Source organism: Actinomycetota bacterium, assembly GCA_036280995.1.
Classification (GTDB): domain Bacteria; phylum Actinomycetota; class CALGFH01; order CALGFH01; family CALGFH01; genus CALGFH01.
Genome location: DASUPQ010000140.1, coordinates 1 through 12,669, shown reverse-complemented (window position 1 = coordinate 12,669; position 12,669 = coordinate 1). Strand labels below are relative to the sequence as shown.

Sequence of the window (12,669 nt, the reverse complement as noted above, 5' to 3'; positions counted from 1 at the left end):
CGCAGACGCATGTACTGGATCAAGACCCAGTGAGCGCCGCCGGCATCGTCGACCGTGACCATTCGACCCCGCGGTAATGTGCAGCGGCGACGGTGAGCTAGTGATAGACGAGGAACTCCAGCGTCATCGACCGGCGAACCGAAAAAGAGGCTGCTCAGACGTGCTGTTCCAACCCAGACGGGAATCGCCCTCAAGACCTCATCCCTACCGGTTGCGTCTCGTTGGGTTAACGCCTGGAAGCGGAGCGACCAGCGTTTCCGCCTGGAAGAACGAGAGCGGATGTCCGGCCGACCTCAGGCGGTCGCCGGGCTGTGGCTGCTGGCGACCTCCCCGATCCGGTTGGTGACGTCCCTGATCCCCAGACCGATCAGGATGAACAGCACGCCGACCGCGATCGCCATTGCCGCCACCCCAAAGGCCACCACCGAGGTGAACAGCGAGGCCTGGAGGAACGAGGCCGTCTGCGCCGTCTGGCGCTTGGGATCCTCGCGGTCCAACTCTGCGTAGCGCAGGCCTCCGGTTGCCTCAAGGGCGTGCTTGTCGATGACCATCGCCTCGCAGTAGGCGCTGAACGGCCCGTCGACTTCGTCGCCGGCCAGACAGGAGGCGTCGTCCGACACCGTGATCTTCTGATCGGCAAGGGTGGTGCTGACCACGATCCAGGTCGCAACCCCCCCGATGATCAGGGCCAAACCGATCACGATCGACAGGGCGTAGGCGGTCCTTCGCACTGGTGTCCTCCCCTCGAGCGGCCCGGGGTTGACGGTCGCCGGGCAGCCACGGGCTCACGATCGCCTCTGGTACGGACCTCCCTTCGCGATCAGCGTTGAAGCGGGAAGCGGTGAAGGTGTCGGTGCTCAATTGAATCAGGCCTGCCGAGCCTTGTGGAATCGGCCTATTACCGCTGGAGCGCCGGCTGGACCGCGATGGCCCCGCGATCCTGCGCCCGAGGGAGCGTCGGACCCCACAGATGGCCAACCAGACCAGCGTGCTGGTTGAGCAGCGGGTGGCGGCCTTGCCCTCGGGCACCCGGGGTTCGGGCCGGCCCGGATCGCGGCTGAGCCGGCCAGGCCCAAGCGGGGTGGCATCGTGCTGTCGACCAATGGGGTGTGCGGGGCGCTCGACCCACCACGCGACCAGCAGACATGGGTGACCCGGCCAAGCCGCGCAAACCCATTCCCATCAGTTACGATACCCCCAAACTTGTCACGACGACCGGCCCACCTGACCCGACGGAGCAGGCCGCATGACCCGCCTCCGCCTCCTAGCCACCTTCACCGTCCTGACCGCCCTGGTGGCCACAGTCCCGGCCGCCGCCCAGCCCGGCGGCAACCCCATCCCCGGCAGCGGTGGCGTGTTTGAGCTGGCCTGGACCGGGGACATCAGCCCCCCCGTCGGTGAGCCCCGCGGCGACGACTACGGCACCAGCGAACTCGCCCTCGCCGGCCAACCCGACGCCGTCGCCCTCCCCGGCGACCTCGTCTACGAATGCGGCAGCCCAGCCGCGTTCACCTCACCCGTCGGCTACCACGGCAGCTGGGGTCGCCTGAAAGGCATCAGCTACTTCCCCGCCCTCGGCAACCACGACGTCTGCGAACCCGGCCCCGGCGCCCCCTCTTGGCGGGCGTATTTCGCTGACCAGCTCGCCAACCTCCCCTGCAGCCAGCTATCTCCCCCCTGCCGTCCCGACCTCGGCTACTACGACCGCGACCTCGACGTGAACTCAGACGGCCGTCCCGACTGGTACGTCCTCGTGCTGGCGTCGGACTGCCAGCGGGTCACCGGCTCCACCGGCGACACCCAAACCGCCGCTTGCGGGGCTGGCAGCCCCCAGCTTGAGTGGCTCAGATTCGCCATGAGCCGCCGCCACGGTGGGGCCACCAGCGGACAGAAATGCTCGATCGCTATCTGGCATCATGAACGCTGGGGGACCACCACCTTCGGGGACGACCCCGACACCCACCAGTTCATCCTGACCCTGAACCACTTCCACAACGACATCATCCTGTCCGGCCATGCCCACGCCCTCGCCCGGCTGGGCGCGATGACCTGGGACGGCCACCTCTCCGCAGGGGGGCATGGGCAGCGGCAGATCACCGCCGGGGTCGGGGGCCGGTCGCGGCTTCCGTTCCGGGTCAACCCGGCCCGGGAAGGCACCCGCTACCGTTCCAACACCAACTATGGGATCGGCTGGCTGCAGCTGCGGACCTCGACCCATGCCGCCGGCTACCAGATCGGGACGTGGACGCATGAGTTCCGGCTGGTCGGCAACGACGGCAGAGGCGCGACCGTCGACCAAGCCACCGCGGGGTGCTGGCCATGAGCGAGCTCATCTGCTGCTGCTACGCCAGCGACCTCTACGCCCGCCTGCTGCGCTGCCCGGGCTGTCGCGACCGTGGCTATGATTCGTGGGCCCGGTCCTGTGAGCGGAGGGCTGGTGCCTACGAGGGCCGACCCGCCTCCGCGCAGGGGAGGCTGCCATGACCCTCCGACGCGCCCTCCTCGTCGGCATCCTCGTCGGCATCCTCGTCGGCATCGGGGTCGCGGCCCTGGCCTGGGCCGTCGCCGACAGGGACCGCCAATCCGCCCAACCTCCGGCTGTCACCCAACCGACGATCCCGCCGGGGGCCACCCAACCGACGATCCCGCCACCCCCCACCGTCACCGCTCTGCCCGCGACCTCCAGCACGGTCATGGCCACCGGCAAGAGCACCCGCGACCCCGAGACGTTCACCACCGGCACCGTTGCCGGCCCCATCCAGGTGCGGGTCATCGGGGAAGCCCCCTGCCAGGGCACGGCCGGCCAGGGCTGGCGGGTCCGCTACCAGGTCACCAACGACGGCCCCCGCCGCACCGGGCCGGTGCTCGCCCAGGTCGACCTCCAACCCCCCGTCCAGCTCAAGCCCACCCTGACCGTGGGCCGCGGGGGGCGTCATGAGGAGACGGTGCTGCTGGTGGGGAGCGGGGAGCTGGTCACCGTCACCTGGCAGGGGGTGACGTCGTTCCCCATGGAGGTCGAGGCGTGCCCGCCCAACCCGGCCGACGAGCGGGCCGCCGGGCAGGTCACGACCACGACATGAGAGGCGCCTGATAGACCGGAGCACCATCAATGATGAGATCACGACGGCAACGCCGCAGCCGGGCGGCCGGGACTCACCCCGCCGATTGGCCAGGATCGGGAGGCGGCCGCAAGCGGATGCGCCGCTCGGTTGTGGCCTCCACCCGCTCACGGCTGTAGTGCAGCGGGAACGCCTCGCCGCGGCTCCACGGCTCGAACAGGTCGGCGTAGTGGGGGCTGTCGGGGTCGCCCGACTGGCCGGGGCTGTTCATGACCAGCGAGCCGTCCCAGTTGCCGACGTCGACCACGATGCGGAACGTAGCCCCGCCGGTTTGCACGAAGGTGTCGGCCAGGTAGGCCGCGTTGCCGACGGTGTCGCCACTGCCGCCGCGCGGCGCCGGCCCGACCGCCAGCCGCGCCCGGGTTTCCTCGTCCAACAGCGGCGACAGCGGGTGCGCCAGGCGGGAGACATGCAGGCGCCCCCACGCCCACTGCTCCCGGTCCGGCCCGAGCAGCCCCTCCACCTCAGCGACCGCCGCGGCCAGGGTCGAGCGAAGGATCTCGTCCAGGATCAATTCGGCGTCCTCACCCAACCAGTCGACCGGTTGCTCGATGATCGCCAGGTCTCCGCGGGGGTCGGCCAACAGGCTTTCATCGGGTGTCACCTTGGCGATGACGGACTCCACCTGGTCCTCTGGGACCAGCCGGGCCAGCGCACGGCGCAGCAGCGCCGGCCGCAGATGGCGGCGGTACCAGACCTCGAACAGCGCGCCCGCTGCCGAGTCGGGGGTTAGGTCCCCGTCCCATTTCCCTAGCAGCTGGAGCGCCGCGGTCGTGGCCGGGTCCTCCGCCGTCACCTGTGACAGTCGCTGCAGGATCCGGCGGGCGGGGAGGCTGACGAAGTCCGACTGGAGCCGTACGCAGTCCTCTGGCGAGAACCGCTGATCCCCCGCGAAGACCTGGGCGAGCCGCTCGGCTCGGGATGAGGCGTACCAGTCGAAGGAGATGACCTTGTCGTAGGCGGGGTAGTCGTCGGGCAGGTTCATCTCGTTGGCAGTGGCCAGCCAGCCCCGCTCGGGGTTGGTGGCGACCGGCAGCTCGTCCATGTCCCGGAACCCAGCCCACTCATAGCGGCCGTCGCCCGGGACGGGGAGGGTGCCGTCCCAGTTGGGCCGGATCGGGGTCAACCCCGCCGCCTTCCAGCCGATCTGGCCGGACGGGTCGGCGAACAGCTGGTTCTCCGGCGGGGCGCCCCAGCGGTTCATCGCCGCCAGGAACTCGTCCCAGTTGCTCGCACGCATGTAGTCCATGCTCCCCAGGTACGGGGCCATTCCCGGCTCCAGCCAAGCCGCACGGACCGCGAACGCGGTGTGGCGCTCCAAGTCCTCATAGATGACCGGGCCATGGCGGGTGTACCGCAGCTCGACCTCGACGTCGTCGCCACCCTTGACCTTGACGGTGTCGTGCACCACCCGCATCAGCTCCCAGCGGCCCTGGTACCGGTACTCCAGCGGCTCGTTCGGGTTGGTCTCGTAGACGAACAGATCCTCCTGATCAATCGCGAAGATCGTCAGGCCGAACGCGATCTGGCCGTTGTGGCCGATGGAGATCCCCGGTAGGGCCGGCTCCCCAGCGCCGATCACGTCCAGGCCGGGCGCGGACAGGTGCGCCAGGTAGCGCAGGGAGGGGACCGACAGCGCCCGGTGCGGGTCGTTGGCCAGAAGCGGCCGGCCGGTGGTAGTCCGCTCGGGTGCCAGCACCCAGTTGTTGCTGCCCTGCAGCACCGCCTCGCGGGCCTGGCTGAGGTCGGGCGGGTCGATCGCCAGACGGTAGACGCGCTGCACGTCGTCAGGGATCACCGACAGGTCCAGGCCCTCGGGCACGACCAGATCCACCGGCGGCTCACGCCGCCGGCGCAGCTCCTCGACCGGCGGGTCGTAGTCGCGCAGGATCAGGGCGCGGCCCACCTCCGAGTCCAGGTTGTAGTACAGCCCGTTGGAGCGGATGCGGGCGAAGTCCTCCGCAGCCCACAATGCTGGCTCGTAGCCAAGGTGGTGGAACTCCAGCGGCAGCAGAGCTCGGTCGTGGAGGGCCAGGCGGATGTAGGCGTTGACGCCCTCGACGAAGGCGGTCGCCACCCGCTTGGTGTCTGACCCATACGACAGCCACTCCGGCTGCATGTCCCCCCGGTAGTAGAACAGCCGGGAGGCACGATCGCGCTCGACCATGGACGGGCCCATCACCTCGGCGAGCAGGCCGAGGCCCCGGCGACGCCAGAAGTCGAGCTGCCACAGCCGGTCGCGGGCGGCGTTGAAGCCCTGCACCCGGAAGACGTCATACAGGGTCGAGGCGTACAGGTGCGGGACGCCCCAGCGGTCGATCAGGATCTCGGCGGGGCCCTGGAGGCCTTCTAGAACGTACTCGGCGTCGGCGGTCACGGCCACCTCACTCCCTGGCGTGGATGCATCCGCATCGCCGTTGCCCCAGCAGGCGCGCCGCCCGTGTCCCGGAAGGCGCCCCGCCAGGGCCAGGAACGGACGGCCGGCGGCCACCAGAGCGTGGGCTCCGGCGTCCGGTTCGTCGGCGGCGGGAGAGCGTGGGCGTCGGGCTCACGCGGCGCCGCGCGTCCCAGGCTCGGCGTACTCGGGATGCTCGGTCTTCCAGCGGTCGAGCGGGTTGGCGGCCTTCCAGCGGTCGACGTACTGGCTGATCGTCTCGAAGGCCACGCCGTCATGGCCAGACATGTGCTCAAGGAGGCGCTCCAGCATGAGCATGCGGTGTCCCCGGCCGATGACCTGGGGGTGCATCGTCAGCGCATACACCGCTCCGTCGGAGTGCTGGTAGGCGTAGTCGAAGTCGCCGCGCCACATCTCCTCGATATCGGAAGGGCTGGTCAGGCCCGGGTTCATCCCCCACACGAACTCGAACGGCGGGAAGTCGTCCAGCCCCCAGGTCACCGGCACCTCAACCAGGTCGACCGGCTGGCCGAATACATACGGCTCGGTCGGCGAGGCCCGGTCGCCCTGGCGCAGGTAGTACGGGTAGACGTCGTTGCCCATGCAGCTGGAGTCGTAGTCGAAGCCGAACTCCAGCAGCAGGTCGATGGTGTTCTCACTGAAGTCCCAGGCGGGCGACCGGTAGCCGCGCGGGCGCACGCCGGCAACCTTGTCGAACGCCTCGAATCCGCGCTCCAGGTTACGGCGCTCACCGTCCCGGTCGAATTTCTGTGGGTTCTCGTGGACCCACCCGTGGTGGCCGAGTTCGTGACCGGCGTCGCGGATGCGCCGGACCAGGTCCGGGTAGGCGTAGACGCTGTGGCCGGGGATGCACCAGGTGGCGCGGGCATCGTAGCGCTCCAACAGGTCCAGGATGCGCGGGACCGCGGCCGCGCCGAATTCCCCCCGGGACATCATGCTGGGGCTGGTGGACCCCATCGACCCGATCCACAGGGAGATCGCGTCAAAGTCAAACCCCAGGCAGACAGAAACCCTCGGCCCGTTGCTCGCGTCATTACTCATGGGCTGCCCACCTTTCCTGCTACCGCCGACACATCCCGAAGGCGCCAGCAAGCGACCAGGTCGGTGCACTGGCGAGTGGTGGCTACGAACGCGATCTGAAGCTCCCTACCCCGACCTCTCGTCCTGAAACAGTCAAGACAGGCTGACCGGACCTGAGCCTGGGGCCAAGCGCTGTGCGGAGCGACATCTTCCCAGGTCACCGCTGAGCATCAGGGACTACCCACTGCCCCCAAGCTGGCCAGCTCGGCGGCGCCCGAGCCGGTGTACTCGCGCTATGGCAGCTACCTGTGCCCCAGGCCCACCCCGAGGGCTGCCCGACCCATCCCGCCTACCCGGGAGCCACCGCCGCCATCGGTGGGGCCGGGGTACGGGTGCTCAGGGCGTTGTTCAACCCCCGCGACACCGCCGGCGCCCACTTCCGCCGCGACGAGGTCGAAGGCATCACGCTCGGCGAGTTCACCTGATAGAGCGTCATGGCCGACCACAACACGACCACACCGCCAGCGTCCACCCGGTTGCTCCCGGCGGCGTGGACCCAGCACCCGTTCCCGCCCACATCCTCGGCGGCATCCGCTGTGCCGCCGGTGCCGGGTAGGCTACGGCTCCGGCTGGAGACGGCCCCCGGCGCGTGCCCGTACCTCGTGCGAGCTTTCCTCGGCCTGGCGGACAACCCGGCCGACGTCGAAGGCGAGCAGTTCCCCGTGACGCTTGAGGATGCGGCCGTCGATCATCACCGTGTCGACGTTGGCAGGGGTGGCCGACCGTACGATGGTCGACTCCAGGTCCACCACGGGCGCGACGTTGAGGCCGCTGGCGTCGATCATGACGAGATCGGCACGCTTCCCCGGCGTGAGCGACCCGGTGACCGCCTCCAGCCCCAGGGCCCGCGCGCCGTTGATCGTGGCCATCTCGATGCACTTGCGGAAGCCGAGCGGCTCCAGGTCCTTGGTGTCGGTCTCCTGCCAGGGGATACCCATGTTCCAGGCGACGCTCATGGCCTCGAACAGGTTGACGGGGGCCAGGGACGCCGCGTCGATTGACAGGGTGACGCAGACCCCGGCGGCGAGCATCCGCAGCAGCGCCGCCCGGGGGTCGCCGGCCTCACCCAGCCGCAGCTCGGAGTGGACGGCGAAGCTGAGCGGGGTGCCGGTGCGGGCCATCGCCCGGCGGTCGGCCTCGGTCGCGGCGAGGAAGTGGCAGAGCAGGAAGGAGGGACCGAGGTAGCCTTTGGCCTCCAGCGCGGGCGCGCTCACCGCCGTGCTGGCCCCCTGGACCGTGTGGATCGCGACCGGCAGCCCGCGCGCGATCGCCGCCGCCATCTCCTGGTCGAAGACCGCCAGGTCGCCGAGGTCCGGGCCGCGCAGGTTGACCCCGAGGTGCACCAGCCCACCGAATGGTGACCCGTCGCCGAACCACTGGCCGCGGACCCGGTCGATGTCGGTGAAGTCGAGGGCCTCGTCCTCGGGCAGCAGGTCACGGTGCCCATAGGAGTACCGCGCCCGCACCAGGCCGTCACGGTGCGCCTCCAGCTCCGCATCGGCATGGGCCGGGGAGCGGGTGTTGTGGGACCAGTTGTGGACGGTGGTGATGCCGGCCGCCACGCACTCGACCAGGCCGAGGGTCACGCTGCGGTAGAAGTCCTCGGGCTGGTAGACAGCGGAGGTGGCCCATTTGGCGGGGAAGTACTCGAAGCCCTCCGAGACGAAGTTCCGGCCCACCGTGCTCCACATGTGGAAGTGGCTGTCGACGAGACCCGGCATGACGATCATCCGCGAGGCGTCGAGGACCTCCGCCCCAGGTGCGTGGAGCCCCGCGCCGACGCCGACGATCCGGCCGTCCTGCACGTGGACGTCGGCGCGGCGGAGGGTTCCGACGTCCGGGTCCACCGAGACGACCGAGCCCCCCTGGATCAGGTAGTGCCCGCGGCGTGGTGTAGGTCGTTCGGCCATGCTTGCTCCCTTCTCACAGCCCCACGAGCTCCCGCAGGATGGCCGGGTTGTCGCGGAGGGTCGCCGGTGGCCCCGACCACCCAATCGCGCCTGCCTCACCGAGGATGCAGACCCGGTCGGCCACCTCGAGGGCGAGGTCGACGTTCTGCTCGGCCAGCATGACGGCCTGGCCCTGCAGCTTGATCTGGAGCAGGCGGTCCAGGATCAGGTCGAGCACGGCCGGCGCGAGGCCCTCCGACGGCTCGTCCATCAGCAGCAGTCTCGGATCGGTCATGAGGGAACGCCCGATGGCGAGCATCTGCTGCTCACCGCCCGAAAGCGTCGAGCTGGCCTGGCTTCGGCGCTCCACCAGCCGCGGAAAGAGGTCGTAGACGCGCGCCAGGTCCCAGCCCCGGTTCGGGCGAGCCACGATGCGCAGGTTCTCCTCGACGGTCAAGCTTCCGAAGACCCGACGGCCCTGGGGCACCAGGCTCACGCCCCGACGTGCCACCTGGTAGCTCGGGAGCGTCGAGACGTCCTCCCCGGCGACCCGGATGGAACCGCGGGTCAGCACCGGCGGCCTGAGGCCGGCGATTGCCCGCAGCAGGGTCGTCTTGCCCATCCCGTTGCGACCCAGCAGGGCGAGGAGTTCGCCCTCGGCGACCGTCAGGCTCACGCCCCTCAGCACCGTGCCGGTGGCGTACCCGGCGGATACGTTCAGGACCTCAAGCATCGACCGCCCGTCCCAGGTACACCGCTTGGACGGTTGCGTCGTTGCGGACCTCGCCCGGTGGACCGAGAGCGATCGGGCGCCCGTTGTGCAGGCAGAGCACCTCGTCGGCAAGGCTCAGGGCCAGGCTCATGTCGTGCTCGATCAGCAGCAGCGGAAGCGTCCTGGGGAGCGACTCAAGCAGCTCACGGAATCTCGCCCGCTCGCCCGCCGACAGACCTGCGGCGGGCTCGTCAAGCAGCAGGATGCGGGGCTCGGTCGCCAGTGCCAGGGCGACCTCGAGCTGGCGCTGCTCGCCGTGGGAGAGATCGGCCACGCGGTCCCCGGCCCGGGACCCGATCCCGGCCCGCTCCAGCGCCCGCCGGGCGGCGACACCGACCTGGTCGCCCTGCCGGATGGGGGCGAGAAACCGCCACCGGCTCGACTCCCGGGCCTGCACGGCAAGCCGGACGTTGTCGAGCACCGACAACCCGCCGAAGAGGTTGGTCACCTGAAAGGTGCGCGACAGGCCCATGCGCGCCCGCCTGTGGGCGGGCATGTGGGTCACGTCGCGCCCGAAGAGGGAGATCCGGCCCTCACTCGGCGCCATGTCCCCGGCGATGAGGCGGAAGAGCGTGGTCTTGCCCGCCCCGTTCGGCCCGATGACGGCGAGCCGCTGACGGGGTCCCAGCGACAGCGAGACCCCGTCAACGGCCACCAGCCCACCGAAGCGCTGAACGACACCCTCGAGCGTCAGAACCGGCTCGGCCTGCCCGTCCAGCAACGCCACCTCACTGTCCCGTGTAGTCCCGGCTGAACACGGGGTGCTCCAGGAACGCATCCTTGCCTTCGGTCCCGAACTGGCTCACCTCCGGGAAGGTCTTCTCCACGACGCTCCACAGCGTCCCGTCGTCGCGCCGCTCGACCCGTGTCAGGTACACCGGCCCCACCACGTTGTTGGTGTCGTCGAAGGTCAGTGCGCCGTACAGGCTGTCGGACAGCGACACCTGCCTGGCCGCGTTGATGAAGTCGGCGCCCTCGATCTTGCCGCCGGTCTTCTTCAGCGCCTCGGCGACCACCTGGGCCATCATGTAGGCCCCCGCGGCATACAGTGAGGGGATCTCCTTGTGCTGCTGCTCGTAAGCCTTGACGAAGTTCTGGACCACGGCGGAGTCCCGACCCTCGGACCAGTAGGTGAAGCTCTGGAGGCCGAGGGCCTCATCGCCCACCTCGCGCAGGAACACCTGGTCGGCGAAGCAGCAGTTCCCGACCAGGGGGATCTTGTCCTTCAGGCCGAAGCCCGTCCACGCCTTGTAGAAGAGGATGGCGTCGGGGCCACCGGCCGAGCCGATGAACACGACGTCCGGATTGGCCTGCCTTGCCTGGGAGACGTAGGTGCTGAAGTCCTGCGTCCCGAGCGGGTGCCAGACCTGCTTCTGGATCTTGCCGCCGGCGTCGACGAAGGCGCTGACGAAGCCGCCGCAGCTCTCCCACCCGAAGGCGTAGTCCGGGCAGATGGTCACGGCGGACCGGTGCCCCTGCTCGTAGGCCCACTGGCCGGCTGGGAAGTTGGACTGGCTGCTCGTGTACCCCACGCGAAGCACCAGCGGGTCGAACTTCCGCTGAGTGAGGTCGTCGGCGCCGGTCATCTGCACCGTCGGCAGACCCTTGCCGGCGACGTAGCCGGCCACGGCGTAGGCGGTGTTGGCGAGGATGGGCCCCGCGACCAGCTGGACCTGCTCCTGCTCGACCAGGCGGCGCGCCTTGGTGAGAGCCACCTCGGGATCGCCCGTGTCGTTCTCGAACACGGTCTGGACGGTCACGTCCCCGGCCTTGCCGCCGTTCTGCTGCCAGTACATCTCCCACCCGCGGCGCATGTCGGTGCCGAGCGCCGCCACGAAGCCGGTGACCGGAGAGATGAACCCGAGCTTGACCGTGCCTTCCGTGCCGCCGCCTGTCGTCTCCTCGTCCGGGGCGCACGCCGAGGCGGCGACCACCAGCGCCAGGGCGACCAGCAGGACGCGGGCGGTCCGCTGCCGACCTCTCCCTCTGCTTGGGATCATGACCTCTCCTCTCAAGGCCGATGTGTGAACTTCCGTGCCAGGTCTTTCCACCCGCCGACGATCCCGCGGGGCGCGAACAGCACGACCAGGATGAGCACCACCCCCAGGACCGTCTGCCAGCGCTCGACGTAGGAGCTGAGCCAGTACTCCGCCGCCACCACGATCCCGGCGCCGACGAGCGGACCGAGCAGGGTCCCGGTCCCTCCCACGATCACCATCACCACCGCCAGCGCCGACCGCGAGAACGAGGCCGCCGACGGGCTCATGAACTCCGAGTTCCAGGCCAGCAGGACCCCGGCGCACCCGGCGAAGGTGCCCGAGACCACGACGGCTGTGAACTTCACGGCCGTCACGGAGTAGCCGAGGCTGGTCATCCGGGTCGGGCTCTCGCGGATCCCCCGAAGCATCAGCCCGAACGGCGACCGGGACAGGACGGCGAGGCCGAGCAGGCAGAGGCCGTAGGTGGCTGCAGCGAAGAAGTAGAACTTCCACCACTCGCTGACGGCCTCGGGTCGGCGGATGCCCGTCAAGCCGTTCTGTCCTCCGGTGATGCTCGACAGCTTGAGGGCCAGACCGAACACGGTGATCCCGAGTGCCAGCGTGATCATCAGGAACACGATTCCGGCGGTGCGCATGGTGGTGAGGGCATAGACGACGCTCACCGCAAGGGTCAGCGCCGCCGCGATCCCCAGCTCGGCCGCGAGCCCCAGGTCGTGGACGGCGGCCCACGCCACGCCGTAGGCGGCCGCCGCTGCGATCCCGGCGTGACCGATCGAGACCAGTCCGGCCAGGCCCGCAAGCAGGTTGACGCTGCCGGCCAGCAGGGCGGAGATGAACACCAGGGTGAGCAGGGAGACGACATAGCTGGGGAGCACGTAGGGGGCGGCGACCACGCCCCCGATCCCGGCGGCGAGGGCGGCGACCTTCGCCCAGCGGGCCGTGCTCATGTCCCCGACCTGCCGAACAGGCCGGAGGGCCGGAACATGAGCACGATCGCCATCGGCGCGAACACCGCGAAGTAGGAGAGCTCGGGCACCCACGCCTTCGAGAAGGCGTCCACGAGCCCGATCAGTGCGCTCCCGACTGCCGCCCCCTGGAGGCTGCCCAGACCACCGACGACGACCACCACCAGCGCGAAGAGCAGGATGTCGGTGTCGGCTCCCGGGCGGAGGGTGAGCAGCCCGGCGGCGACCACACCGGCCAGTCCCGCAAGCGCTGCGCCGAACACGAACATGGCGGTGAACACACGCGGGACGTTGATCCCCATCGACTCGGCGGTCTCCCGGTCGTCCACCCCGGCCCGGATCAGGGCGCCGAACCTTGTGCGGTGCTGGACGACGTACAGCAGGACCCCGACCGCCGTCGCCAGGGCGATCACGAACAGCCGGTATGT

General features: G+C 69.8%; 12 protein-coding genes. 3 read left to right on the top strand and 9 right to left on the bottom strand.

Annotated elements, in window-relative coordinates; translation table 11 throughout:
- Positions 1–293: 293 nt before the first annotated feature.
- On the bottom strand, positions 294–701 hold the full coding sequence (locus VF468_04435) for an aromatic ring-opening dioxygenase LigA (protein HEX5877562.1): 408 nt from the start codon (positions 699–701) through the stop codon (positions 294–296).
- Positions 702–1,246: 545 nt separating this feature from the next.
- Between VF468_04435 and VF468_04430 the strand changes: the two genes are divergently transcribed.
- Complete coding sequence (locus VF468_04430; GenBank protein HEX5877561.1) at positions 1,247–2,323, top strand: metallophosphoesterase; 1,077 nt, start codon at positions 1,247–1,249, stop codon at positions 2,321–2,323.
- A gap of 157 nt (positions 2,324–2,480) precedes the next feature.
- Positions 2,481–3,080, top strand: a complete 600-nt coding sequence (locus VF468_04425) for a hypothetical protein (GenBank protein ID HEX5877560.1) — start codon at positions 2,481–2,483, stop codon at positions 3,078–3,080.
- A gap of 73 nt (positions 3,081–3,153) precedes the next feature.
- Here VF468_04425 and VF468_04420 read toward each other — a convergent pair whose 3' ends face one another.
- Both VF468_04420 and VF468_04415 read right to left on the bottom strand, forming a co-directional pair.
- Positions 3,154–5,502, bottom strand: coding sequence for a penicillin acylase family protein (locus VF468_04420; GenBank protein ID HEX5877559.1), 2,349 nt, complete (start codon positions 5,500–5,502; stop codon positions 3,154–3,156).
- A gap of 165 nt (positions 5,503–5,667) precedes the next feature.
- Positions 5,668–6,492: a polysaccharide deacetylase gene (locus tag VF468_04415; protein ID HEX5877558.1), complete on the bottom strand. Its 825-nt coding sequence runs from the start codon at positions 6,490–6,492 to the stop codon at positions 5,668–5,670.
- A gap of 371 nt (positions 6,493–6,863) precedes the next feature.
- Here VF468_04415 and VF468_04410 point away from each other — a divergent pair, with 371 nt between their 5' ends.
- The gene (locus VF468_04410) at positions 6,864–7,040 is read left to right on the top strand and encodes a hypothetical protein (GenBank protein ID HEX5877557.1); all 177 of its coding nucleotides are present in this window, start codon (positions 6,864–6,866) and stop codon (positions 7,038–7,040) included.
- Positions 7,041–7,172: 132 nt separating this feature from the next.
- On the opposite strand, the gene VF468_04405 is transcribed toward VF468_04410, so the two are convergent.
- The 6 genes from VF468_04405 to VF468_04380 all read right to left on the bottom strand — a co-directional run.
- Positions 7,173–8,525, bottom strand: a complete 1,353-nt coding sequence (locus VF468_04405; protein ID HEX5877556.1) for an amidohydrolase family protein — start codon at positions 8,523–8,525, stop codon at positions 7,173–7,175.
- A gap of 13 nt (positions 8,526–8,538) precedes the next feature.
- The gene (locus VF468_04400; protein HEX5877555.1) at positions 8,539–9,180 is read right to left on the bottom strand and encodes an ABC transporter ATP-binding protein; all 642 of its coding nucleotides are present in this window, start codon (positions 9,178–9,180) and stop codon (positions 8,539–8,541) included.
- A gap of 49 nt (positions 9,181–9,229) precedes the next feature.
- On the bottom strand, positions 9,230–10,003 hold the full coding sequence (locus VF468_04395) for an ABC transporter ATP-binding protein (protein ID HEX5877554.1): 774 nt from the start codon (positions 10,001–10,003) through the stop codon (positions 9,230–9,232).
- A gap of 1 nt (position 10,004) precedes the next feature.
- Entirely contained in the window at positions 10,005–11,276 is a 1,272-nt protein-coding gene (locus VF468_04390; GenBank protein HEX5877553.1) for an ABC transporter substrate-binding protein, read from the bottom strand.
- Between the two features lie 11 nt (positions 11,277–11,287).
- Positions 11,288–12,223 (bottom strand): branched-chain amino acid ABC transporter permease, encoded by a 936-nt coding sequence (locus VF468_04385; GenBank protein HEX5877552.1) that lies wholly within the window; start codon positions 12,221–12,223, stop codon positions 11,288–11,290.
- Positions 12,220–12,669 (bottom strand): branched-chain amino acid ABC transporter permease (locus tag VF468_04380; protein ID HEX5877551.1); only part of this gene is annotated, 450 nt, incomplete at its 5' end. The genes VF468_04380 and VF468_04385, both read right to left, overlap by 4 nt.

Bases quoted from the DNA above. Each gene is read 5' to 3' on its own strand.
- VF468_04430 (HEX5877561.1), top strand. From the start codon at position 1,247: ATGACCCGCCTCCGCCTCCTAGCCACCTTCACCGTCCTGACCGCCCTG.
- VF468_04425 (HEX5877560.1), top strand. From the start codon at position 2,481: ATGACCCTCCGACGCGCCCTCCTCGTCGGCATCCTCGTCGGCATCCTC.
- VF468_04415 (HEX5877558.1), bottom strand. From the start codon at position 6,492: ATGGGGTCCACCAGCCCCAGCATGATGTCCCGGGGGGAATTCGGCGCG.
- VF468_04405 (HEX5877556.1), bottom strand. From the start codon at position 8,525: ATGGCCGAACGACCTACACCACGCCGCGGGCACTACCTGATCCAGGGG.
- VF468_04390 (HEX5877553.1), bottom strand. From the start codon at position 11,276: ATGATCCCAAGCAGAGGGAGAGGTCGGCAGCGGACCGCCCGCGTCCTG.
- VF468_04385 (HEX5877552.1), bottom strand. From the start codon at position 12,223: ATGAGCACGGCCCGCTGGGCGAAGGTCGCCGCCCTCGCCGCCGGGATC.